This window comes from Paenibacillus sp. DMB5 (assembly GCF_001517085.1).
Lineage (GTDB): Bacteria > Bacillota > Bacilli > Paenibacillales > Paenibacillaceae > Paenibacillus_AQ.
Genome location: NZ_LRAC01000149.1, coordinates 29,785 through 52,553 on the forward strand (window position 1 = coordinate 29,785; position 22,769 = coordinate 52,553).

A 22,769-nucleotide genomic window follows, 5' to 3' on the forward strand; every position below is an offset into this window, starting at 1 on the left:
GATGGCCAAAATCATCAAGAACGGAACTATCGTCACTGCTGCAGACACATATATTGCGGATGTCCTGATCGAGAACGGGATTGTAGCCGGGATCGGCCTGAATCTGGAAGTTCCAGGTGCTGAAATTGTGGATGCCTCGGGCTGCTATGTGTTCCCGGGAGGGGTAGATCCGCACACCCATCTGGATATGCTTTTTGGCGGAACGGTCACTGCCGATGACTTCGAGAGCGGGACGATTGCCGCTGCCTATGGCGGTACGACAACCGTAATTGACTTCTGTCTGACCACCAAAGGCCAGCCGCTGCAGAGCGCTGTAGATACGTGGCATAACAAATCGCAGGACAAAGCTGTGATTGACTACAGCTTCCACCTGATGGTGTCCGAGCTGAATGACCGGGTGCTCGGCGAGCTGCCGCAGATTATCGAACAGGAGGGCATCACTTCACTGAAGGTATTCATGGCCTATAAGAATACCTTCCAGGCTGATGACGGCGTATTGTACAAAACGCTGCAGGCCGCCAAGCGGGAGGGAGCGCTTGTAATGGTTCATGCCGAGAACGGCGATGTGATTGAATATCTGGTGGAGCAGGCGCTGGCCGCCGGCAATACAGACCCGATCTATCATGCGCTGACCCGGCCGCCGGAGCTCGAAGGTGAAGCTACCGGCCGGGCTGCTTATCTGACTGAGCTGACCGATTCGCAGCTTTACGTGGTGCATGTCACCTGCGCGGAAGCGGCATGGAAGATTGCCGAGGCGCGCAAGAAAGGGCTGCGTGTCTACGGCGAGACCTGCCCGCAGTATCTGGTGCTGGATCAGACCGCGCTGGAGAAGCCGGACTTTGAGGGCGCTAAGTACGTATGGTCACCACCGCTGCGCGAGCAATGGAATCAGGATGTGCTGTGGGATGCGCTGTGGAACGGTTCCCTGCAGACCATCGGCTCCGACCAGTGCTCCTTTGATTTCAAGGGGCAGAAGGAGCTTGGACGAGGCGATTTCTCCAAAATTCCCAACGGCGGACCGACCATCGAGGACCGCTTCAGCCTGCTGTACTCCGAGGGTGTACAGAAAGGCCGCATCTCATTGAACAAGTTCGTTGATATCATCTCTACCTCCAGCGCCAAGCTGTTCGGCCTTTTCCCGCAGAAGGGGACGATTGCCATCGGCAGTGATGCCGATATTGTCATCTTCGATCCTTCCGTTGAAAGAACTCTTTCAGCTGCAACCCATCACATGAAAGTCGATTACAATGCGTTTGAGGGCTTCGAGGTCAAAGGTGAGCCGGTGTCTGTCCTTAGCCGCGGCGAGTTTGTCATCCGTGACAAGCAGTTCGTCGGGCAGGCGGGGGCAGGTCAGTACCTGCACCGCAAACGGTTCGAGGCGGAGACGGCATTTCCCGCCAAGGCGGAAATCAGCGGAGGAGTGGTGTGACATGTCAGCATTTGCAGAGTTTGAGAGGGAGCGGCAGGCTGTTGATAAGCTGCTGATGCAGGGTTATGGAATAGTAAATATCAAGGAGGATCTGGACGGTGCCGAGGTCACGTTTGTCCGCAGTGGTTCGGATGGTGACCCGGTGAAGCTGCTGCTGCTGACGGCGGATGCGCGCAAGCATGTGGCTACAGCCGTTTTTGCCGGGAAAAAGGCCGCAGCGCCAGTTGAAGCGTCTATTTAAACCAATGACCCGAGGAGCTTGCCGGCTGCCGGTTACCGGCGTACCCAGGTACGGATGGAACCGGCAGTTTTGATATGTATTTGTGTATTAAGTTCATGTTCAGGCTAATGTAATTGCTCCTCGTACTCTTGCCGCAGAATTGACATAATCACCATGGAGTCGAAGGAATCTCCGCGTTTTACCGCTTCACGCAGCACTCCCTCCGCTGTAAAGCCTGCTGCCTCGTATACATGTCTGGCTCTGGAATTAAACTCTTTAACATCAAGCCAGAGCCGGTGTGTCTCAGTGTTCCTGAAGATCCATTGCTTGATCAGGCTGACTGCTGCGGTGCCGTATCCGCGGCCTTTCATATGAAGGACAATCCGCAGGAGGCATGTGGACAGATTGGGGTCCTGCAGTCCTGTGATAATAACGTAGCCTGCCGGCTGGCCGGTTTTGTCCTGAATAATCAGATGCAGGATGTCTTCATCAGAGATGGCTGCAGCATGCTTCTCCCTGCTCCATTGCCCGACATAACGGCAGTTGTGTTCGTCCTGCTCGGCAGCCAGTACGAAGTCAAGATCCTGCAGCCCGGTCGTCCGAAGATCAATATTTTGTGAAGTGATAAGCATCCTTACCTCTCTCCTCATCTATCAATAAGCTCGAAATATAAGAACACAGTACATGAGATTGGCGGGAATGCCAATATAAAAAAAGCTTTTCCCGCGTCTGGTGCCACAAACGGAGAAAAGCCTGTTTTATCATGAATAAGTTTGGTTAATTATATTAAATATACCGGGTTTGATATACATAAGTTGTACATAAGATGAAATTGTTATATTAGGCCAAGCGGTGAGTATTGGCGTTAGGCCCCATGGAGTATACGGAGACTTGGGGGTTCGGAATAATAGCTACGGGTTCGGAAGTATGTACGGTGATGTCAGGAGAATAGAGATAAAGGCTGTTACCGGCTTCAGAGGTCCTGATTCGGGTGAATTCATTAGCCAGGCTGATTGTTGATGAGGATGCCAGGGTGTGCTCTTTTACACGGAGCTTGAAAGTAACCAGTGTCTGGTCAACAGCCGGGATTTGAGTGTGCTTCGAATTGGTTTCGACCTGGATGTCGATGCCGCGCATAGTGGTGTTCATTCCGAAATAAATGCCGCCGTCGACGGGATTCATGAAATTATACTGAAAAATATTACCGACCTCGTTGCCCGGTGTAAAAGCGGAATCGCTGTAGGCTGATTGTACGAGATATTCCGAGCTATCAAACACTTCACTGTCATACTGCACTGTGAAATTCATGTAGCTGTAGCCTTGGTCATTAGAAGCAAAATTCCGCAGGTTCACGAGAACAGTTACTTCATCTCCCGGCGCATAGGCAGGCTGATTGGTCGTAACCTCGACAGACATAGCGGAAGGCGTATTGTCTATGGTAACCTCGCGCATCATGGAGAACATAAGGGTAAGGAAATTGGTTCCTTTAAAATATTTTTTGAGGACTGGCCATCCGTTCATTGTAACAACCTCCATATACTCGTGTGATACTGTACGATGTGTAATCACTGCTGCGTAAATCAATGGTACTATTTGCCACTGACAAAACGCTGATAAAAAGTCGAAGTGTGACAGAAAAAATCGAAATGATAGCGCTTTATTGCGGAAAATAGCGAAAAAAATAACCGGGCAGGCTGCTGCCGGGTTATTTGTTGTAGCCGATATATCATCGAAATTCACTTTATCGCATCCTGCCGCGGATGATCTGCCTAATTGAGCAAGGCTAAGTTCCGAGACGCTTGTATGCTTCAAGGAACCACTCCGGAAGCTCTCCGCCCATTTCGCTCCTGTAGGATTCACGGAACTGGGTAAAACGGCGCTGGGCGCGCAAAGGCTTGCCGATCCCGTAATAGATCGAGATGATCTGCAGGGCATAGCTTTCCTCCAGCGGTTCAAGCTCGGCCAGGCGCAGGGCATATTCCTCTGCCTCATAGTGGCGTCCGGCCTGGATCAGCCCGAGCGTAAGCTGCTCCAGCAGCTTCAGATACAGCTGGCGGTATTTGTCCCTGGCGGAATAAATCCAGAGACTGTCCAGAGACTGCAGCAGCTCGCCCGTATAAAGAGAGGAGGCATCCCGCATGCTCTCCAGATTGTTGTCCTGCAGCGCCGCAAGAGCTGCTTCCTGAAACCGTTCCGCATCCCCTTCGATGCCCTTGGCTTCCAGCCGGTAGTTTTCCCGGTCCGAGGTCAGTTCGATCTTGTCGCCCAGATCGGCATTTTTTAAGGTTTTGCGGATCTGGTAGACGGTGGTATGCAGGTACTGCTTGCCCTTCTCATAATTCCACTGCGGAAAAACATCATTCAGAATAACACTGACGCTGCCTTGTCTGTGTATCCACAGATAAGCGAATAACTCCTCTGCCTTGTGCGTGCTCCATTTAACAACACCAAGCGGCCCGGTTAACGTGTGGCTGCCAAGGTACTGAAAGCTTGCGCTCGCGCTTGGCGCCCCTGTCTGACCGGACTGTGCCCGCTTGGACAGGAATTTGGACCAGGTTTTGAGCAGGCGGGGCGGGTCTACCGGCTTCAGCAGATAATCCGCCGCCGAGAGGTCGAAGGCTTCCACGGCATAGCTGCGGTAGGCGGTTACGAACACGATCTCCGTATCCGGTGAGAACGGCAGCAGATTCTCTGCAAAGGCAAGCCCTGACAGCTCGGGCATTTGAATATCCAGAAAGATCAGATCCGGCTTCTGCTCGGCGGCGGCCGTGAAGGCCTCCCGGGGATTATCAAAGACATGGATTGACGCAATGTTCTCACATTGCTGCAGCAGCTCGCGCATCTGTTCCAGCGCCGGCCATTCATCATCTACAACCATTACAGAATAATTCAGGAGACCTCATCCTTCCACGGTATTCTTATATGCACTTCAATTCCGCCGTCCTGGCCGCGGGCAAGCAGCAGCGGGTGGCCGAATTGCTTCAGCAGCCGGCGGTTAATATTTTTTAGCCCGATCCCTGTTCCCTGACGCGAAGGGGAGCGGTAATCCTCCAGCATCCAGGAAGCCAGCTGCTCGTCACTCATGCCCTTGCCGTTATCGGCGACGGTAATCACAATATTCCCGCCCTGCCGGCTGGTGGTAAGGATCAGGGTGCCTCCTCCGATTTTTTCCATTAGACCATGGCGGACAGCGTTCTCGACAATCGGCTGAACAATCAGCGGGGGCAGTGTGAAGTCGGAGACCTCGATATTGTACTGTACACTCAGGCGCTTGCCGAAGCGGGCCTGCTCCAGTGACAGGTAGGCTTCAATCAGCTCAAGCTCCTTCTCAAAGGGGATCGCCGTTTCCTGGTTGCTGAAGTCAAAGCTTCCCCGCAAAAAGTGGCTGAGATCGTACAGCAGCTGCCTCGTCTTCTCATTGTCCCGTGTACTCATCCAGATGATCGTGTTAATGGCGTTGTAAAGGAAGTGGGGCTTGATCTGGGCGCGCAGCATCGCTATTTCTGAACTGAGCCGCTCGGCAACCGACCTTCTCAGATCAACCAGGGTTTTGACGCGTCCCTTCAAATCGCTCCAGGCATAAGGTTTATGGATAAAGTCGTTGGCTCCGGCACGGAAGGCTGACTCATTAAAATGGAGCTGTTGTCCGGCGGTAGCCATGAGAACAGGCAGATCCAGCGGGCTGAAGGTTTTGCGGATAATTCTGCAAAGCGCAAGTCCCGACATTTCCGGCATCATGACATCAATGATGCAGAGGTCGAAATTGCGGTCCTCCGCCAGAAGGGCAAGCGCCTCTTTGCCGCTGCGGATACTGGTGATCGTATAGTTCTCCAGTGACAGCAGGTTGGTCAGCGCCTTGAGGTTGGCATAATCATCATCCACTATCAGGATACGCGGGGCATCCCCGCCGGCTTCGCCTCCCCCGTTATATTGCGGCAGCGGGATGGCGGGGTACTTCCAGTCATCATCAAAAGCTTCCGGAGGCGGCTTTACCGGTGTAAGCAGCAGCTCGCGGCTTTCGGGCTCTGCTGTTGCCGGCGCAGGCTGGCTGACAGGGATGGCAAATGTAAAGGTGCTTCCCCGTCCGGGCGCAGATTTGACCTTAATGCTGCCTCCATGCAGCTCGACAAGCTTGCGGGTGATGGCCAGACCCAGGCCGAGCCCGCCGCTCTCCAGCGAGTCTGCTTCATTGACCTGCTCATAGTCGCGGAATATACTCTCCAGACGCTCCGGGGGAATTCCTCTTCCCGTATCGGTCACGGAGATGGAGATAATATCCTCACGCCGCTCCGCTTCAAAGACCACGCTGCCGCGGTCAGTGAATTTGAGGGCGTTGTCGAGCAGGTTGTACAGGATCTGCATAAGCCGGTGCTCGTCTGCCTCAATCAGATAGACCCCCGGCGGGATGCGGTTCTTGATTCGGATGTCCTCCTTGATATTCAGGAACTGGAACACTTCAATCACGATATTGGCGATTCCCTGAATGTCGACCTGCTTCCAGTGGAGCGTGATCCGCTCCCGCTTGATCTGCTCATAATCGAGGATATCCCTGACCATGAACGCCAGCCGTCTGCCGGTACCGAGAATCAGGCGCATATCCTCGCGCTGTGAGGAGCTGAGCGATCCGCCGCTGCCCTCATAGAGGGATAGTGAAATGTTGATAATGGCATTCAGCGGGGTCCGCAGCTCATTGGAGGTTTTCAGCAGGAATTCATCCTTGTCCCTGTCCTTTCGGGCAAGCTGGTGGGACAGCTGCTTGATCGTCTCATAGGCATGGGCATGCCGCGCAGAGAGAAACAGGCCCTCCGCGAGAATGAAAATGGGGCCGGAAACCGGCGGTATGGAATAAAATCCTGTGCCCAACACCAGGTTGCTGGTCAGCGAGAGTGTAAATATAATGGCGGCGATTGCACCGATCAGTAAATAAAAGGAGCCGATTTCTTTCTTAAGCACAGCGCGGAGCATCACATAAAAGGTATAGATTATTGATATTAAGCTGAAAATCAGCAATATACTGGACGCCCGTGAGTAGAAACGGATTGAGCTTACGAACGACAGGAGACAGAACCCGATAGAGTAGGCGAACGTAATCCGCTGGAATATCCTTGAATACAGGGCAGGGAACAAAGTGTAGGTATAGCCGGCCACAAAGGAAAAACCGATTACGCCCGATATCAGCTGTAATTTGCTGAACCACTCATATGAGATTGAAGGAGACAGGTCAAACAGCAGCTTTTCGCTGTGGGTGAGCATATATAAGACAATCGTAAAGCAGTACATCGCTAACTGGAACGATGAGTAGTCCTCTTTACGCTGCAGTCCCTGACCCAGGAAATAGACGCTGATAAAAGCGAAGCCGGCCACAAGCATGATATCGTAGACGCTGTTCCGCTTGTCCAGTGCTTGAATAGCCTCCGGTGTTCCGATCCGGATGGATTCAGCGATTCCGCCGCTGTCGTAGGTGAAGTTGGATGCATGGATAACAATTTCAGCATGCCCGTTAACGCTCGGTGAGGTGACTGAATAGGGCTGATTGCGGGGCTCCGTGGTGTTCAGCGTCTGTCCGGGAATGCCGCTGCCTCCCAGTGGCTTGCCATCTATAAAGAGCTGGCTGGCATTGCGGATATTGTTCACCTTGAGCGCAAAGGATTCGCTGTCCTCCGGCAGCAGCAGCTGCAGACGGTAGGTGGCAAAGCCATAGCGGCCGTAATCGCTTTGCGTCCATGTCTTCCAGCTTCCTGGCACAGAAATGTAGCTGCTACCATCTGCCTGGCTGGTGTTTGAAGGGTCAAGCAGCTGATTCCAGTAAAACTCCCACTTGCCGTCCAGCGTGTAGGTTGAATCTTTATCAAAAGTGCAGGCGGACAAATCGATCATGCCGGGCTTTACTGCTGCGCATGAGTCGTTTTTGCTGCTTAGCAGGGGATATGCTGCGGTTGCTGCGAGCAGGCAGATACAGAGAATGCCAAGGGTTCTCGTAGCCAGCAGCCTGAAATCAAACAGTTTCATACAGACCTCACTTCGTAGGCTGGAACTTTTTCGTAAATTCCGCATCATTCGTCAATAATTTCATCATAGCCCTGCCAGCTTCTGCTTGTCCAGTCACAAGCGTCCGGAAAAGAGTTGTTGTATAATTGAAGCTCATGGTTCAAGAAATCTTGAGTATGATGAGGAGAGGGCAAGTGATGTACTTATTGGATATATCGTCATGGCTGACGGAGGAGCGGCTCCGGGTGCTGCTGGAGCAATACAGGACGCTCGGACCGCTGCCCGGAATCGGGCTGACCTTTATGAAATCCTTCGTTCCGCCGCTGCCGACCATTGCCATTGTAGGCTTGAACGGGGCGGTATACGGCTTATGGCTTGGCTTCTTATATTCCTGGCTGGGACTGGTAGCAGGCTGTGCGGTGACCTTTCTGATCATCCGAAAAATCGCCTCGCATCCCTACCTGCAAAAGTGGGCCCGCCGGCCCAAGGTAGCCAGGAGCATGACCTGGGTGCGCCAGAGCGGCTTCAGTTATGTTTTTCTGCTCAGCCTGTTTCCGGTCGGCCCGTTTGTCGTTATCAATATGGCCGCAGGGCTTGCCGGTATGCGCCTGCGCTCCTACCTGCTGGCCATTGGTGCAGGCAAAGCGATTATGGTGTTTGCCGTGTCCTATATAGGCAATGATGTGCAGCGGTTTATCCGTAGTCCGTGGGAGATTATCTATGTGCTGCTGTTTATCGGTCTCTCATTATGGTGTGTGAAAACAATTGAAGCCCGGTTTGCCCGGGCGGCGGGGGGAGATCCGCTACACCATGAATAGGCGGCGGATTGCAGATTCTGTCTCTGTCTGGCCTGAGTGGTGGAGCCAGCTGTTCATTGCTCCGCTGTAGCTGTAATCCCGGCCCCACTCCATTCCGCGGGCGGTGATATGCTCTACAGCTTCTATGATCAAGTCGACTTCAGCTTCGCTCATAATGGGGTGCAGGGAGATGCGGACCCAGCCCGGCTTGGAGGACTGGTCACCGGCATGCAGATCCTGGACAATCAGCTCGGACTGCCTGCGGTCAAGCCCAAGAAGGTAATGTCCGTAGGGGCCGGCGCAGGAGCAGCCGCCGCGCGCCTGAATGCCAAAACGGTCATTCAGCAGCCTCACGGCAAGATTGTAATGGATGTTCTCCAGGGTGAACGATACGATGCCATGACGCTTTGTCTGTCCTCCGGCGAGTATGGAGCAGCCGGGAATCCGGCCAAGTCCGGACAGGAGACGCAGGCATAGCTCCTGCTCCCTCAGCTTCATCCATTCCCCGCTGCCGTTCATCCGTTCCTTCAGCTTTATACAGAGTGCGGTGCGGATCGCCTGCATGAACCCCGGTGTCCCTCCGTCTTCACGTACCTCCACGTCAGCGATGTAGCGGCGCCCGCCCCACGGGTTAACCCAGACCACGGTTCCGCCCCCGGGTTCATCGGGCAGCCTGCCGCAGCAGAGCGCGGCATCAAATAGCAGGACTCCGCCTGTACCGGGGCCGCCGAGAAATTTATGCGGGGAGAAAAAAACAGCGTCAAGCTTCTCCAGCGGCGAGGCGGGGTGCATATCAATGGCCGTATACGGTGCGCACGCGGCAAAGTCAATAAAGCAGAGCCCCCCGTGACGGTGCATGGCCGCGGCCAGTTTGGCGTAGGGGGTCTCAATTCCGGTTACGTTGGAGCAGGCGGTAAAGGAGCCGATCTTGAAACGGCGGTTCCGGTAATGGAAGAGCAGCTCTTCCAGGGCAGCCGGGTTGATGTTGCCGTCAGCTCCGGCAGGGACTGTGATAACATCACCGATGCCTTCCTGCCAGGGCAGCAGGTTGGAATGATGCTCCATATGACTGACGAAGATGACCGGGCGTTCCTCCAGTGGGCAATGGAAGCTCTGGCGCTGCCACTCGGGCAGCTTCAGGCCCATCAGCCGCTGCAGCTTGTTGACCGCGCCGGTTGTGCCGTTGCCGCAGAAGAGCAGGACATCCTCCGGTCCTGCATGAACATGCTGTCTGATGATGCTGCGCGCCTCATTGTATGCCATCGTCATCGTCAGCCCGGTGCTGTTGGAATCGGTATGCGGATTGCTGACATACGGGCCGAAGGATTCCTGGATCTGGCGCTCGATCGGCTCATATAAGCGCCCGCTGGCCGTCCAGTCGGCGTAAATCAGCGGCTTCCGCCCAAAGGGGGTTGTGATTTGATGGCGGATGCCGATCGTATGCTCGCGAAATGCGGTGAAATGTGCCGCAAGCGAAGCTGGGGCCTCCTTGGGGAAGGCAGGGTTGATGGTTAGCACGGGCAATCCCTCCAGCCGGTTATTTCTGGCTGACACCGCTGCCGGCTGCTTCCTGGTAGATTCCGGCTGTGTCATTATGGCTCAGTATATGCCCGGTGCAGGAAATAGGTTAAAGCCCATGCAGAATACTCAGATAAAGAGCTGCATATCACTCTCCAGCGCATCCTTCAGGTAAGCCGAGGCATCCATAATTTCAACCTCCGGAAGCAGCTCCTCGGGCTTGAATCCCATAATCTCTACAGACAGCTTGCAGGCGTAGAATTTGATGTTCTTTTTACGGGCGCCTTTGAGGAAGTGAATCAGCTTAGGCGCGTTATTGTCCTCCATCATCTCCTCCAGCATCATCCGGCCCAGACCGCTGAAATTCATATGCGAGAGCGGCAGCTGCTGCGGCCCCTTGGGGGTAAAGACATCCATCAGCTTTTCGTAGACCGTTTTGTCCTCCAGCGTCATTTTTTCCGGATCACGCACCAGAAACAATCCCCAAAAGGCAAAAAACATCGTGACCTCAACCTCAATATCCCGTGCTGCATTGGCTAGAATCAGCCCGGCCATTGCCTTGTCATATTCGCCGCTGAACATCAGCAGATTTAATTTTTTGTCCATCTTTGTGTACCTCCGCCATTGTAGGATGCGGTTAGTATGCTTGCAGCGGCTGCGGTGTATGCCTGCCGTCACAAAGATGTACCTGCAGACCCCATTCCCCCGCCCGCCGGCAGCAACGAAAAAAAGCTCCCGGTTGGGAGCTTGCAATGTGAAGCGATAATTACTCTTCAGAGCTGTCCCGGTCAGCAGGCTCGCTCTCAGCCGGGCGGCGCATGTCATAATGGCGGGCGGACCACCAGATACTGCCGGTAAACAGCACGATCAGTCCGAGAATAATGGCAAACCGCCAGTCGCCGGCCTTGAAGTTCAGCTGCAGGACAGTCAGTACCAGCGCGACCTGTGTCCAGACCAGTGTTCTTTTGCGGAAAGCGGTAATATTTCCTTCCATAGCGGGCATGCCGCGGATGATTCTGTAGGCGAGGATGGCCAGAATCAGCGCAAAAATAATTGTGCCGATTAATTCTGAATTGGAAAACGCATTCATTTTCTCGAAATCCTTTCGGGTTAACTTCCTGCTGCGTTGGCAGTACAGTACAAGCTTATTATAGCGGTCCGCAGAAGTTTTACCAAGTGCAGACCGCGTAAGTTCTTATGAGGCCATTCTGTTCAGGATTTCCTCCGCCGGGAGCGGCGGGGAGAAATAAAAGCCCTGGATATGCGGACAGTCATGATTGACCAGGAACTCCAGCTGTTCCGCTGTTTCCACGCCTTCGGCAATCAGGTCATAGCCCAGCTGCGAGGCCACGTAGACAATCGACTTGATAATAGTCTCATCAATCGAGCTGATGCCGATGCCGGTGATGAAGGTCCGGTCAATCTTGATTTTGTTGACCGGGAAATGCTTTAGATAGTTAAGCGATGAATATTTGGTTCCGAAGTCATCGATCGAGACGATAATGCCGTGGTCACGCATCTGCTGCAGTAGCGGATAATGCTCCTCCAGCAGGGCTGTGCTCTCGGTAATTTCGAACTCCAGCACCTCGGTGTCAAGGCCGTAATGATCAAGCACCGACAGCAGATTTTCAATCAGATTGCGGTTGTAGAACCAGCTGTTGGAAATATTAATGGAAGTCCGCAGCAGCGGCATCCCGAGCTTCCGCCATTCGCACAGCTGCCGGCATACCTCACGGATAACCCAGTCTGTCAGCTGGATCATCAGCCCTGCCTCCTCGACAGCGGCAATAAAGGTACCGGGGCCGATCAGCCCCTTCTCGGGATGATTCCAGCGGATCAGCGCTTCCAGTCCGACCATTTTGCCGGTAACAGCATTAATCTGCGGCTGGTAATGCAGGACGAACTCTTCACGTTCCAGCGCTGAATGCAGGTATTTGGCGATCATGGTCTTCTGCTCCAGCTTCTCGCGCAGCTCCCAGTCAAAAATGAAGTAATTCCGGTTCTCCAGCGACTTGGCCTGGTACATCGACATGTCGGCAAATTTCAGCAGATCATCTGTACTTGAGGAGTGTTCCGGATAGAGAGAAATTCCGATACTTGTAGACAGGCTCAGATGAGCTCCGGCAATCAGTAGTGTCTGCGAGATCAGGGCGCTGATCTGTCCGGCAATTTCCGGTATTTTCTCCTGCGGCAGATCAGAGAAGACCATGACGAACTCGTCGCCTCCGGTACGTGCGAACAGCTGGAAGGGCAGCCTGGCACCCTTAAGGCGGCCGGCCAGCGTCTTAATGACCTGGTCTCCGATCGAATGGCCGAGTGTATCGTTGATTTCCTTGAAGCGGTTCAAGTCAAAGAAGAACAGGGTGTACGTCTGTGTCGGCTCCGAGCATTGCAGCAGGCGCTCGAACTCATCCATGAAATACCGCCGGTTCGGAATATCGGTCAGGCTGTCATAATGCGCCAGCTTCTCATACAGCTTCTGGGAGACGCTGAGGTCACGGGTGCGGAGGTTAACTACACGCTCCAGCTCGTGGTTGAAACGGTTTTGATGCCAGTAAAAATAAAGGATAAAAGCGACGATCAGCAGACAGGCGATATCAATCCACAGAACGCTGCGGAAAACTTCCCATTTTGTTTGGGCCGGAAGGAGGGTTCCCATCAGCCAGTGCTGGTTATAGATATCGATCGGGGCTGCCACCAGTTGCCCTGCAGCCTCTGTCCTGTTGCCGAACAGCAGGTTGTGGTCTACGTCCGTCACATAAACGGAAGAGTCCAGAGACTGCATCTGCTCGGCAATATCCTCTACCGTCACCGTTGCCGAGACTATGCCGGCAAAGGTGTTGCCGTTATAAACGGCCTGACGGATAACCATGCCGTACTGGCCCTGAGCCAGTACCCGGGGACCGTCAATGGTGATGCCGCGGGAGCGGATCGTTTCCTGAATCATGCCGGATGAGGAAAGGGCAGGATCAAGCAGAAGGTCTTTATTCAGGATGGAGGTGTTGCCTGAAAGCGGATAGAGATAGCGGATAATCCCGTCCGGAGCAATCACAATATTCAGAACGTTCGTGCTTGCGTTGTTATAGGCGGTGAGCAAATACTGGTTAATAAGAGCAGGCTCTGCGTCAAAGCCCACCGTTTGTATGAAGGAGCTGATCCCTTTGACAATCGATACTTTCTCTTCAAGGTTTGAGGTCAGTGTGACAGCCTGAGAGGATAAATCGGCTTTTTCAGCCCGGTATTCCCGTTCTACCGATATGGAATAGTAATAGAAGAGAGAAAGCTGCAACACGACTAAGAAGCCGAGGATGATCGTTAAAGGCTTTTTGTTAATGAAAGCCATGGAGTGCCTCCGATATCAGAAAATTCAACATTCTATAAGCAATTTGGGCAAAAGTGGTTCCTGCACCACCGTCAAATGTCGAGATATGTCGTAGGTGTCTCTATAGCATGTCATTTTTTGTGTTTTTGTGCAAGGAAAAACCTTATAGCCTGGGGAGAAAAAACAAAAAAACGGATAAATACGTTCCGCCTAAGGGCAGCTTGTATTTATCCGTTGCTCTTGCAGGTACTGCTATATGAATTTCGGCCAAAGGCAGCGTCAGCTTATTTCTTGAAAATACGCAGTGGTGCGCCGACCGGAAGGAAGGTGCGTCCGAAATGGGCGTTAAGCACGGAAGCTCCGCAGCCGTAGAAGGATACCGCTGCAATCGCCATTTCCGATACCGCAGCCAGCTTGTGGAAGAATTCCGCAGCTACACCGAAAGCATCCATGGAAAGGCCGAGGAACAGGAAGTCGATCAGGATAAAGATGATCAGCAGGACCCGGTTGGCTTCGACTGCACCAATGGTCATGAACAGGGTGAAGATCAGATAACCCAGGAAAACAAAGCCGAGCTGCTTGGGATCCACGCCTTCAGCCAGTGTTGTACCGAATACGCCGAGTTTAATCAGCCAGCTTGCGCCCATGCCGAACCAGAAGAAGGCATATGCGCCGAATGCAGTCATGCCGAAAGTGTTATTGTGCTTGGCATCCTGAATGGAGGCGAACAGCTGGGCGAAGGCTCCGAGGAAGATTGCCCAAGGAATAGCGTAGCTGAGTCCTGTTGTGATTTCGAGTTTTTGTGAAGAAGCGACCAGGGTAACGATAGCAAGTCCGAACAAGCCGATGGCGCTGGGGTCGGCGGTTACGATTTTGACGGATTGCGTGGATTGGGATTGCGCTGACATAGCAATTAAAGCCTCCAATTTTCAAAAGTGTTCGCATAGGATAACAGCACCCGCTCGGGGTGCTGTTATCAGCTTGCCTATCATATCATATCGCCTTGAACTTGCCTATAAAAGAAGTATTCATTTTTTGGCGAATATCAGATTATTTTGCGATAAAAATGAATAAATATCCACGGCTTGCATCGGCCGGCTGATATAGTAGCCCTGAAGCTCATCGCTGCCCAGCCTGCGGAGCAGATCGAACTGCTCCGCCTGCTCAATGCCTTCAGAGACAACCTTCAGCCCGAGATTATGGCTCAGCTCGATAATGGACTTCACGAGCACATCGCCCTGGGGCTCCAGGGTCATCTCGGAAATGAAGGAGCGGTCGATCTTGATTACATCTACCGGGAAGCGGCGCAGATAGCTCAGCGAGGAGAACCCTGTGCCGAAATCGTCCAGCGAGATCCGCAGCCCGTGGCCTCTCAGCTCCTGGAGCGAGGACAGGATATTGTCCCCCGAGACCAGCACACTCTCGGTGATCTCCAGCTCCAGGCTGCTGCTGGGCAGCCTGTATTCCGCCAGCAGCGCCAGCAGCAGCCCGGTCAGGCCTGGCTGCATCAGCTGTACCGCCGAGATGTTAACGGCAGCCGTCAGCTCCAGGCCGTCTGTACGGAAGCGGCTCAGGTCAGAGCAGACCTGCCGCAGCACCCAGCTGCCGATGCTGACAATGGAGCCGCTGGTTTCGGCCAGCGGGATGAATTCAGCGGGGGACACAGGTCCGTGAGAGGGGCTTGTCCAGCGCAGCAGGGCCTCCAGCTTGGCCACCTTCAGGCTGTCTGAGGCCAGGATCGGCTGGTAATGCACTTCAAATTCATCATTGACTGCTGCTGACAGCAGCTGCTGGGATAATACCTTCCTCCGCCGGATACTCTCCTCCAGCTCCTCCGAGTACTGCAGGATACTGTTGCGTCCGGACTCCTTGACATGGAACATGGCAAGATCAGCCTGTTTGACCAGATAATCAGCGTCCTCACCGTTCTGCGGGTAGATGCTGACACCGATACTGGCCGTATTGTAGAGCAGGTGCCCCTGGATGCGGTGCGGCAGGGAGAGCGCCTCCTGGATGCGGGACAGCTGTGCATTCATGCTGTCTGAATCAGGAGCGTCGCAAGCAGAATGGTGAATTCGTCTCCGCCGAGACGGGAGACAACATCATGCTTGCCGATGACCCTGGTAATCCGGAGGGCAATCTCCCTCAGCATCGCATCCCCGAAATCATGGCCCAGCGTGTCATTAACCGTCTTGAAATGATCGAGGTCAATGAAGACCAGAACGATCTGCGCCGGTGTTTTGATCTGAGGCAATAGCTTCATTAAGTTTGGTAAAGAACAGCGAGCGGTTGGGGAGCTGGGTCAGCGGATCCAGCATCGACTGGAGCTGCAGCTCTTCCTGAGCCTGCTGCAGTGAATCAATCATCCGGTTGAATTCCTGCTCGACTTCGCTGAACTCATCGCTTCCGGAGCTGTTGATCCGGATGGATAGATCCTTGCTGCTGCCGATGGCGCGGATATTTCTGACAAGTGCGGTCATTCTTCCGAGTATGGAGCGCTTGACGAAGATCAGGCTGATTATACACATCAGGAGGGTCCAGGCCAGGAAGAATTTGCGGAAGCTGATGATGGCTTTCAGTCCGCTGTCGTATATCTCCCGCGGATGCTGCAGTATCATTTCTATCGCAGGGTTTCCGAACAAATCGTTAACTACAGCATGGATTGACCTCATCCCGCCGGGGTCTGAAGTCATCCACACCGTCTGTCCCCTGCCCGCTGCCGGTGCTGCGGAATCAATGACCTTCATTTGCAGCGAGGATTGGGTTTCTTCCCGCATACGGACAATCTCTTCCTGCCGAAGCAGCCTGCCGGCGACGGCAGTGCCGATTACCGGCAGGTCTCCGCTGTTGTTGACAATTGGGGCGAGGGTGATCAGCATCGGGCTGTTATCGAGCAGCACGATGCCGGAACGGTTGGCCTCTTCTCCAGCGGGGACGGACAGCTTGCTGCGTATAAGATTGAACAGCGTAAGGTACTCCGGAGTCAGTGCGGATACTGTACCGGTATCAGGATTATAGACGCCGCCGTAACGGAGCTGACCGGAATTGTCCAGCAGGGCGGTCATATCAAAATGATTGATTTCATAGGTGACCGGGCTGAAATTGCTGTCCAGATAGGCCTGCCTGTCCACAGCCGGCATTTGTTCAGGCTCTTCCGGCTGCATAAACCGGTAGGTATCATCCCAGGTCGAATATTTCCGTAACCCGGTCTTCAACATTTGCAGCTCGCTCTGATAGGTTGCAACCACGTTATCCAGCTTGCTCTGCAGAGCTGCTTCATCCAGCTTTTCAAAGCGGTTCAGCAGAATGAAGTGCAGGAGCAGATAAGTGACACCTAATCCGAACAGGGCTACAACACAGATGAAGATTATTATTTTTCGGCTCAGCTTCATGTTGCTCCCCTTCTAGTATTAATAGACTTTATTAGGAAATAAGTACCACCTTAACCAGTGTAACACGAATAGGTAATATTTTGCAGCGTTAATCTGTCCCAAGTGTCGAAATTTGATGTATAATAATCTAGCAATAATAATAATCACATAAATTAATAGAAGGAGATATCGTCTGGGATGGACAAATGGACATTATTTAAGAAGATTACACGGTTTGGAACGATTCCCGTGATGCTCATACCGGTTGTTTTGGGGACGGTCGGGGCATACGTATGGGAAGGCAGTTTCCATCCGTTTTTGTTTGTTATAACGCTTGTCGGTGCAGTATCCGCCCATCTGTTCTCGAATATGGTGAATGATTTATGGGACTTCCGCAATGGTACGGATACCGAAGCGAAGAATACACCGGGAATGGTTTCGACAAACTCCGGTTTTTTGTCTGGCGGGCTGATGAAGGAATCCCTCTTTGCCCTGATGACCTGGTCACTACTGGCGCTGGCCGTGGCCTGCGGCCTGATCCTCAGCATTTCCAGCGGCTGGGAGACGCTCTGGTTCGTAGCGGCCGGGGCGCTGATTGCCTATTTCTATGTGGCACCGCCGCTGCGTTTCGGATACAGGGGCAAGGGCTACAGCGAGTTTGCGATCTTTGTCGCTTTTGGAGTTATGCCCGTATTGGGCTCTTATTTCGTGCAGACAGGTGAATTCAGCCTGAAGCCGGTGCTGCTGTCTATTCCGGTTGGTCTTTTGACCACCCTGCTCCTGTTTAATCACCATTTCCTGCACTGGAGAGCAGATGAGCAGGCCGGCAAACGGACGCTGGTTGTCGTTTGGGGGGAACGCAGAGCTCTTGTGTTTTCCCGCATCCTGCTGTTTCTTTCCTACGGCTCTTTAATTGTATGTGTAGTGTCCGGCGTATTGCCGGTTTACGCGCTGCTGGCGCTGCTTACTGTATTTGCCCCTTTGCAGGTATACCGCGGGCTGGAGCCGCAGAATGCTTCTCTGGCTTATCTGCCGCTAATGGGGGCTTCACAGCAGGCCTCAGTGCGCTGCGGCTTGATTATGGCGCTGGCCCTGCTGATTCAGGGGCTTATCTAACCTAATTCCTATTCCAGAAGGAGAGAATAATGATGGACAAAAAAGAACAGGCGGAACAGCTTCAGCCTGCGGTGAGCAGCCAGACTGTACTCGGAGATTTTCATACCATTCTGTCGGAGGGAAAAGTGTGGAAGACGGGCGGCTTTGCGCTGCCTGACGGCTCATTCTGGGCCTACCGTGAGCCTGAAGCAGTAGTTATTGTGCGTAACGGCTACCTGTATGTCCGGGCGCAGCTCAGCCGCCAGCATAACCAGGTGCAGATTCTCGACAACGCCAAGCACATGTATTATTCGGCGCAGCGGTGGATATTCCTGAGGAAGGGGAAATCAGCTTTGAGCTGCAGATCCGCGCCCGTACACAGGGTACGGCACCCGGAGATTTGTACGACGGGTATGTCTCGCTGAATCTGCTTGATTTCACGACCGGTGCGGCGCTTGATTTCTTTGCCGGCAATGATAAATACGCCAGCGTCTACGGCATTCTGCCTTTCCCGGGCGTCCAGGTTCCGGATACAGGCGGCACGAAGTATTTCTGCATCTTCACAGAGGCGGAGGATTTCAAGCCGCGCGAATTCAACACCTACAAAATTACGTACCACCGCGGTAACGACGAGGCTGTCTTCTATGTTAACGGCAGGGAAGTACGCCGCGAGCAGAACGTTCCGGTTAAATTCAACAGCTTTACCGTGGCCCTCGGCATTATGACGGAAAAGGATCTGACCCCGGAAGGCAGCGTGTCGGCCCATGGGCAAACGGTAATCGCCGAGTGGTCCCCTGTGACCGTTACAACGACTGCACGCTAAGGTGTATTTTCTGAAGGATAAGGATGGGTTGCGGTGAATGTAAGGAGCTTTCTGCGATTTGTGGAGCTGCCGACCAAGGTGGCCAGTATGCTACCGTTCCTGCTGGGGACGCTGTATGCGCTGTACCGGTTTGAGGATTTTTATATTCTGCGGTTTATCCTGATGCTCGTATCCCTGCTCAGCTTCGATATGGCGACAACGGCCATCAACAACTATTATGATTTCAAAAAAGCGGCCAAAAAGCACGGCTACGGCTATGAGACCCATAATGCCATTGTCCGCTATAAGCTAAAGGAAAGCACAGTGATCGCAACGATAGCCGTTCTGCTCCTTCTGGCTGCAGGCGGGGGCATCGCCCTTGTCTATCAGACGGGACTGCTGATCTTTTTGCTGGGCGGGCTGTCGTTCCTGATAGGCATCCTGTATTCCTTCGGGCCGATTCCGATTTCGCGGATGCCGCTCGGCGAGCTGTTCTCGGGATTGTTTATGGGCTTTGTGATTATCTTTATATCGGCCTACATTCACTCGGACCAGAGCGTGGTTACGCTGCTGCTGCAAGACGGCTGGGTCAATCTGCATGTCAACCTGATCGAGGTTGTGTACATTTTCTGGTTCTCGGTACCCGCCATTCTCGGGATTGCCGGGATTATGCTGGCCAACAATATCTGTGACATTGAAGACGATCTGGAGAACCGCCGGTATACCCTGCCGGTCTATATCGGCCGTACCCATGCGCTGCTGCTGTTTAAGCTGCTCTATTATGTTTCTTTTCTCGATATGATTGTTCTGCTGATCCTCGGGGTCAATCCGCTGCTTGTGGCGCTGCTGCTGGTTACGCTGGTTCCCCTGCGCCGCAATATTGCCCTGTTCCAGGAGAAGCAGGAGAAGGCATCAACCTTTATCCTATCAGTCAAAAATTTTGTGCTGATGAGTACGGCGCGCATCATTGTGCTGGCTGCTGCCGTCCTGCTGGGGCTGCTGAATATCTGACAGCTGCGTAATTAGTGATGCTTCCTAATCTGTGATATGGTGTCAGTAGATATATTCACGTTCTTATTCTTATACAAGGAAGGTGTGCATCTATGACGCAGAAGCTCAGATGGGGAATACTCGGCTGTGCCCAGATCGCAACCGGCTCCGTAATGCCGGCCATTCAGGAATCAGAGACTGGTGTGATCGAGGCGGTAGCGAGCCGGGGTCTGGAAAAAAGCAGTAAGGTCGCGGCGGAGTTTGGCGTCAGCAAGGCCTACGGCAGCTATGAAGAGCTGCTGGCGGATCCGGGGATTGACGCTGTATACATTCCGCTGCCCAATCATCTGCACCGGGAATGGGTGATCCGTGCAGCCGAAGCAGGCAAACATGTGCTGTGCGAAAAGCCGATTGCGCTCAGCAGCGCGGAGGCGGAGGAAATGGTGGAAGCCTGCCGCAAGGCGGGTGTGCATCTGGCCGAAGCGTACATGTACCGGCATCATCCGCGTATTGCGCAGCTCCGGGAGATCATCGCCCGGGGTGATATCGGTGAGCTGCGGGCGATCCGCGGGGCTTTTACCTATAACGATGCAACGGACACAACAAATATCCGCTTTAAATCAGCCTGGGGCGGCGGCTCGCTGTATGACGTCGGCTGCTACCCGCTCAGTGCGGCACGGCTGCTGTTTAATGCGGAGCCGGAGGCGGTGACGGTACAGGCAATCTTCTCTCCGGAGCATGACAATGTGGACATGATGGCTTCAGGCCTGGTGGAGTTCCCGGGCGGTGTAAGTTTGACCTTTGACTGCGGAATGTGGGCGTATAACCGCCAGCTGCTGGAGGTGCTCGGCACGGAAGGGATGATCGAGATTCCGATGCCGTTCAACGCCAGATTTGAAGACGCCGATTTTCTTGTGTACAAAGGCGGAGAGGTAAGCCGGTTTGCAGCGACCGGCGCCAATCCGTATGTCGCGCAGGCAGATCATTTCGCGGCTGCCGTAAACGGAGCGGAGCCGCTTGCAGCAGAGAATGATCCCGTGCTCAGCATGCGGCTGATTGAAGCCTGCCTTGACTCCGCCCGGCGGCGGGAGCGGGTTAGCCTGACATAACGTGAATAAACGGCAAAAACCTCCGTATCCGCTGAAGCAGCGGGTACGGAGGTTTTTTGTTGCGGGATTATCAGCTGCTTATACGGGGCTAAGCAGAACGTCATCCTCGTCGTTGTCGCTGTTGAACGCCTCGCGGTCAAATTCGCCTTCGGAATTCGCCACCAGCAGTGCGGTAACAGAGGTTCCGGTGGCATTGACCGCTGTACGGCCCATGTCGATCAGTGCTTCTACACCGGCAACAATCGCCAGCCCTTCAAGCGGCAGCCCGAGTGCTGTAAGAACGACAGTGGTCGAGATGACAGCGGGACCGGGAACGCCGGCAACCCCGATCGAGGAGATGATGCTGACCAGCACCAGAGTGATATAATCCGTCAGAGTGAGCTGGATGCCGAAGACCTGGGCGGTAAACACTGTTACAATAGCAGGCCATACGCCGCCGCAGCCGTTGAAGTTCACGGATGCCCCGAGCGGTGCAACGAAGCTGGCAATCCGCGGCGAAACGTGCAGGCGCTTGGTGATAACCTCAAGGTTAACCGGAAGCGTAGCGTAGCTGCTGCGGGTAGTGAAGGCGACGGTGATTGTCGGGTATACCTTGCGGAAGAAGCGCAGCGGGTTAACCTTAACGACCAGCAGCACCAGCCCGCCGAACACAAGCACGAAATGCAGGATGAGTGCGACATAAGAGGCAATAATGACGCTGCCCAGCTCCTGCAGAGTCTCCCAGCCGTACCTGGCCGTAATGCCTGCAATCAGGGCGAACACACCGTAAGGGGTCAGCCGGATGACGAATTTTACAACCTGATGAAGCACTGCGGTCAATGATTCGATCAGATCACGTACGGGCTTGACCGCTTCCGGCTTCTTGGAGCCCACCTTGATGATGGCCACCGCTACAAAAATCGCAAAGATCAGCAGCGGCACAACCTTGCCTGTGGCAGCTTCATTAACCGGATTGGAAGGTACCAGATCCAGGATAACCTGTGAGAAGGTCGGAATCTCCCGGGCGGTGAAGCCTTCCGGCACAGACTGCTGAATGCCCTTTCCGGGGTTGAACAGCAGGGCTATGAGCAGCCCGATAATAGAAGCGATACCGGTTGTTCCAAGGAACCAGGCGAAGGTCTTGATCCCGATTTTGCGCAGGGCTTCCAGGTTCGTTAAGGAGGCGATGCTGTTGAGCACCAGAACAAAGACCAGAGGAACAACGAGCATGCGGATCAGACTGACATAAATACTGCCGAATGTGGTGATAGCGTTGGTCTCGAATTCAAAGTATTGAAAGAAAATACCGGTGACGAGTCCGATTACCAGGCCGATGATGACCCGTGTACCAAATCCGATACGCTTGCGTGCCAGGATAAAGAGGACTGCAAAAACAAAAATGGAGACGACAAGACCGTACCAGTTCGTCTGAAGTGCAGACAGCAGATTGTTATCAATATCTTTCATTGTAAACCTTGACCCCCTAAACCGACTTTTTTGATGTGATTAAATGTATATAGGAATGATATGATTGTCAATGTAATAATATGTAATATATTTTTAATTCCGATAATACCAGTATGAAAAATAAAATTTTAATTGACAAGGGATGGGAGCATGAATAATATGGAACTTAATTGCAAGTGATTATGGAATCGACTGGACCGCCGGAGATTCAGCATGAGACGCAGCTAAGCGTCTGTATGTTGGATCTTTTTTTGTTGCTCAGAAAAAGGAGGGGCTGCTGAAGCTGTACATTTTATCTGCTGTTTATGGAAGGAGGGCGTATGCGCCTTCTGTTCCGGAACTTAACTACTATGAAGAAAAGGATGGGATCACTTATGAAAAAACTTACGATTGCTATTGTTGCGGGAGCTGTAGTGTTCTCTGCCCTTACTTTTGTGGCTGTGTCGGCAAAGGATGAGACCTCCGCTGCCGCCACTCCCGAGGCTGCTGCCCCGGCAGCCGTTACAGCTGCTGCTCCGGCGGCAAGTGCACCGGAGCCTGAGGCAACGGCTGCGCCAGCTGCCGGGCAACAGGCTGCCGCCGAGCCAGCTCCGGCGGAGAGCGCCCAGCCTGTGGCGGTTGCGGCTGCTGAAGGCTGCCGAGCCGCAGGCCACAGCGGCACCTGCGGCACCTGCTGCAGCTG

General features: G+C 53.5%; 20 protein-coding genes and 1 pseudogene. 8 read left to right on the top strand and 13 right to left on the bottom strand.

Features of this window, described 5'->3' with window-relative positions; translation table 11 throughout:
• The first annotated feature begins 1 nt into the window (after nucleotide 1).
• Nucleotides 2-1,429: a dihydropyrimidinase gene (hydA, locus tag AWJ19_RS26690; protein ID WP_068728263.1), complete on the top strand. Its 1,428-nt coding sequence runs from the start codon at nucleotides 2-4 to the stop codon at nucleotides 1,427-1,429.
• A 1-nt stretch (nucleotide 1,430) separates the two neighbouring features.
• Complete coding sequence (locus tag AWJ19_RS26695) at nucleotides 1,431-1,670, top strand: hypothetical protein (protein ID WP_068728264.1); 240 nt, start codon at nucleotides 1,431-1,433, stop codon at nucleotides 1,668-1,670.
• Between the two features lie 104 nt (nucleotides 1,671-1,774).
• On the opposite strand, the gene AWJ19_RS26700 is transcribed toward AWJ19_RS26695, so the two are convergent.
• The 4 genes from AWJ19_RS26700 to AWJ19_RS26715 all read right to left on the bottom strand — a co-directional run bounded on the left by AWJ19_RS26700 (nucleotide 1,775) and on the right by AWJ19_RS26715 (nucleotide 7,658).
• Complete coding sequence (locus tag AWJ19_RS26700) at nucleotides 1,775-2,281, bottom strand: GNAT family protein (protein WP_068728265.1); 507 nt, start codon at nucleotides 2,279-2,281, stop codon at nucleotides 1,775-1,777.
• Nucleotides 2,282-2,489: 208 nt separating this feature from the next.
• A complete protein-coding gene (locus tag AWJ19_RS35425) occupies nucleotides 2,490-3,170 on the bottom strand; it encodes a cohesin domain-containing protein (RefSeq protein WP_068728266.1) in 681 nt (226 codons plus the stop codon).
• A gap of 262 nt (nucleotides 3,171-3,432) precedes the next feature.
• A complete protein-coding gene (locus tag AWJ19_RS26710) occupies nucleotides 3,433-4,527 on the bottom strand; it encodes a response regulator (RefSeq protein WP_068728267.1) in 1,095 nt (364 codons plus the stop codon).
• An 11-nt stretch (nucleotides 4,528-4,538) separates the two neighbouring features.
• On the bottom strand, nucleotides 4,539-7,658 hold the full coding sequence (locus AWJ19_RS26715; protein WP_068728268.1) for an ATP-binding protein: 3,120 nt from the start codon (nucleotides 7,656-7,658) through the stop codon (nucleotides 4,539-4,541).
• A 176-nt stretch (nucleotides 7,659-7,834) separates the two neighbouring features.
• On the opposite strand from AWJ19_RS26715, the gene AWJ19_RS26720 reads away from it, so the two are divergent.
• A complete protein-coding gene (locus AWJ19_RS26720; protein ID WP_068728269.1) occupies nucleotides 7,835-8,455 on the top strand; it encodes a TVP38/TMEM64 family protein in 621 nt (206 codons plus the stop codon).
• Here the strand turns inward: AWJ19_RS26720 and AWJ19_RS26725 are convergent.
• The 8 genes from AWJ19_RS26725 to AWJ19_RS26760 all read right to left on the bottom strand — a co-directional run bounded on the left by AWJ19_RS26725 (nucleotide 8,441) and on the right by AWJ19_RS26760 (nucleotide 16,666).
• Nucleotides 8,441-9,952 (bottom strand): aminotransferase class V-fold PLP-dependent enzyme, encoded by a 1,512-nt coding sequence (locus AWJ19_RS26725; protein ID WP_241781907.1) that lies wholly within the window; start codon nucleotides 9,950-9,952, stop codon nucleotides 8,441-8,443. The two genes, AWJ19_RS26720 and AWJ19_RS26725, sit on opposite strands and share 15 nt — an antisense overlap.
• 129 nt (nucleotides 9,953-10,081) lie before the next feature.
• Nucleotides 10,082-10,558 (bottom strand): DsrE/DsrF/DrsH-like family protein, encoded by a 477-nt coding sequence (locus tag AWJ19_RS26730; protein WP_068728270.1) that lies wholly within the window; start codon nucleotides 10,556-10,558, stop codon nucleotides 10,082-10,084.
• A gap of 160 nt (nucleotides 10,559-10,718) precedes the next feature.
• Nucleotides 10,719-11,042: a hypothetical protein gene (locus AWJ19_RS26735; protein WP_082708140.1), complete on the bottom strand. Its 324-nt coding sequence runs from the start codon at nucleotides 11,040-11,042 to the stop codon at nucleotides 10,719-10,721.
• Between the two features lie 105 nt (nucleotides 11,043-11,147).
• Nucleotides 11,148-13,295 (bottom strand): EAL domain-containing protein, encoded by a 2,148-nt coding sequence (locus tag AWJ19_RS26740; protein WP_068728271.1) that lies wholly within the window; start codon nucleotides 13,293-13,295, stop codon nucleotides 11,148-11,150.
• 263 nt (nucleotides 13,296-13,558) lie between these two features.
• Nucleotides 13,559-14,182, bottom strand: coding sequence for a GPR1/FUN34/YaaH family transporter (locus AWJ19_RS26745; protein WP_068728272.1), 624 nt, complete (start codon nucleotides 14,180-14,182; stop codon nucleotides 13,559-13,561).
• Between the two features lie 120 nt (nucleotides 14,183-14,302).
• Nucleotides 14,303-15,310 carry a GGDEF domain-containing phosphodiesterase gene (locus AWJ19_RS26750; RefSeq protein ID WP_068728273.1) on the bottom strand — a complete coding sequence of 336 codons (1,008 nt, stop codon included), beginning with the start codon at nucleotides 15,308-15,310 and terminating at the stop codon, nucleotides 14,303-14,305.
• A complete protein-coding gene (locus AWJ19_RS37430) occupies nucleotides 15,307-15,528 on the bottom strand; it encodes a GGDEF domain-containing protein (protein ID WP_068728274.1) in 222 nt (73 codons plus the stop codon). Before AWJ19_RS37430 ends, AWJ19_RS26750 begins: the two co-directional genes overlap by 4 nt.
• Nucleotides 15,482-16,666: a CHASE4 domain-containing protein gene (locus AWJ19_RS26760; RefSeq protein ID WP_068728275.1), complete on the bottom strand. Its 1,185-nt coding sequence runs from the start codon at nucleotides 16,664-16,666 to the stop codon at nucleotides 15,482-15,484. The genes AWJ19_RS37430 and AWJ19_RS26760 overlap by 47 nt, the downstream gene beginning before the upstream one ends.
• Before the next feature lie 177 nt (nucleotides 16,667-16,843).
• Here AWJ19_RS26760 and AWJ19_RS26765 point away from each other — a divergent pair, with 177 nt between their 5' ends.
• The 4 genes and pseudogenes from AWJ19_RS26765 to AWJ19_RS26780 all read left to right on the top strand — a co-directional run bounded on the left by AWJ19_RS26765 (nucleotide 16,844) and on the right by AWJ19_RS26780 (nucleotide 20,641).
• Nucleotides 16,844-17,761, top strand: coding sequence for a prenyltransferase (locus AWJ19_RS26765; protein ID WP_068728276.1), 918 nt, complete (start codon nucleotides 16,844-16,846; stop codon nucleotides 17,759-17,761).
• 32 nt (nucleotides 17,762-17,793) lie between these two features.
• Nucleotides 17,794-18,563 (top strand): annotated as a pseudogene (locus AWJ19_RS26770) (DUF6081 family protein).
• A 33-nt stretch (nucleotides 18,564-18,596) separates the two neighbouring features.
• Nucleotides 18,597-19,553, top strand: coding sequence for a 1,4-dihydroxy-2-naphthoate polyprenyltransferase (locus AWJ19_RS26775; RefSeq protein WP_068728277.1), 957 nt, complete (start codon nucleotides 18,597-18,599; stop codon nucleotides 19,551-19,553).
• Between the two features lie 92 nt (nucleotides 19,554-19,645).
• Nucleotides 19,646-20,641 (top strand): Gfo/Idh/MocA family oxidoreductase, encoded by a 996-nt coding sequence (locus AWJ19_RS26780; RefSeq protein WP_068728278.1) that lies wholly within the window; start codon nucleotides 19,646-19,648, stop codon nucleotides 20,639-20,641.
• A 78-nt stretch (nucleotides 20,642-20,719) separates the two neighbouring features.
• On the opposite strand, the gene AWJ19_RS26785 is transcribed toward AWJ19_RS26780, so the two are convergent.
• Nucleotides 20,720-22,087, bottom strand: coding sequence for a dicarboxylate/amino acid:cation symporter (locus AWJ19_RS26785; RefSeq protein ID WP_198536650.1), 1,368 nt, complete (start codon nucleotides 22,085-22,087; stop codon nucleotides 20,720-20,722).
• A gap of 374 nt (nucleotides 22,088-22,461) precedes the next feature.
• Here AWJ19_RS26785 and AWJ19_RS26790 point away from each other — a divergent pair.
• A partial coding sequence (locus AWJ19_RS26790; protein WP_198536651.1) for a hypothetical protein occupies nucleotides 22,462-22,769 on the top strand: 308 nt, incomplete at its 3' end.

Bases quoted from the DNA above. Each gene is read 5' to 3' on its own strand.
- AWJ19_RS26750 (WP_068728273.1), bottom strand. From the start codon at position 15,310: ATGAATGCACAGCTGTCCCGCATCCAGGAGGCGCTCTCCCTGCCGCAC.
- AWJ19_RS35425 (WP_068728266.1), bottom strand. From the start codon at position 3,170: ATGAACGGATGGCCAGTCCTCAAAAAATATTTTAAAGGAACCAATTTC.
- hydA (WP_068728263.1), top strand. From the start codon at position 2: ATGGCCAAAATCATCAAGAACGGAACTATCGTCACTGCTGCAGACACA.
- AWJ19_RS26765 (WP_068728276.1), top strand. From the start codon at position 16,844: ATGGACAAATGGACATTATTTAAGAAGATTACACGGTTTGGAACGATT.
- AWJ19_RS26735 (WP_082708140.1), bottom strand. From the start codon at position 11,042: ATGAATGCGTTTTCCAATTCAGAATTAATCGGCACAATTATTTTTGCG.
- AWJ19_RS26780 (WP_068728278.1), top strand. From the start codon at position 19,646: ATGACGCAGAAGCTCAGATGGGGAATACTCGGCTGTGCCCAGATCGCA.
- AWJ19_RS26715 (WP_068728268.1), bottom strand. From the start codon at position 7,658: ATGAAACTGTTTGATTTCAGGCTGCTGGCTACGAGAACCCTTGGCATT.
- AWJ19_RS26700 (WP_068728265.1), bottom strand. From the start codon at position 2,281: ATGCTTATCACTTCACAAAATATTGATCTTCGGACGACCGGGCTGCAG.
- AWJ19_RS26760 (WP_068728275.1), bottom strand. From the start codon at position 16,666: ATGAAGCTGAGCCGAAAAATAATAATCTTCATCTGTGTTGTAGCCCTG.
- AWJ19_RS26740 (WP_068728271.1), bottom strand. From the start codon at position 13,295: ATGGCTTTCATTAACAAAAAGCCTTTAACGATCATCCTCGGCTTCTTA.
- AWJ19_RS26730 (WP_068728270.1), bottom strand. From the start codon at position 10,558: ATGGACAAAAAATTAAATCTGCTGATGTTCAGCGGCGAATATGACAAG.
- AWJ19_RS26720 (WP_068728269.1), top strand. From the start codon at position 7,835: ATGTACTTATTGGATATATCGTCATGGCTGACGGAGGAGCGGCTCCGG.
- AWJ19_RS26745 (WP_068728272.1), bottom strand. From the start codon at position 14,182: ATGTCAGCGCAATCCCAATCCACGCAATCCGTCAAAATCGTAACCGCC.
- AWJ19_RS26695 (WP_068728264.1), top strand. From the start codon at position 1,431: ATGTCAGCATTTGCAGAGTTTGAGAGGGAGCGGCAGGCTGTTGATAAG.
- AWJ19_RS26785 (WP_198536650.1), bottom strand. From the start codon at position 22,087: ATGAAAGATATTGATAACAATCTGCTGTCTGCACTTCAGACGAACTGG.
- AWJ19_RS26710 (WP_068728267.1), bottom strand. From the start codon at position 4,527: ATGGTTGTAGATGATGAATGGCCGGCGCTGGAACAGATGCGCGAGCTG.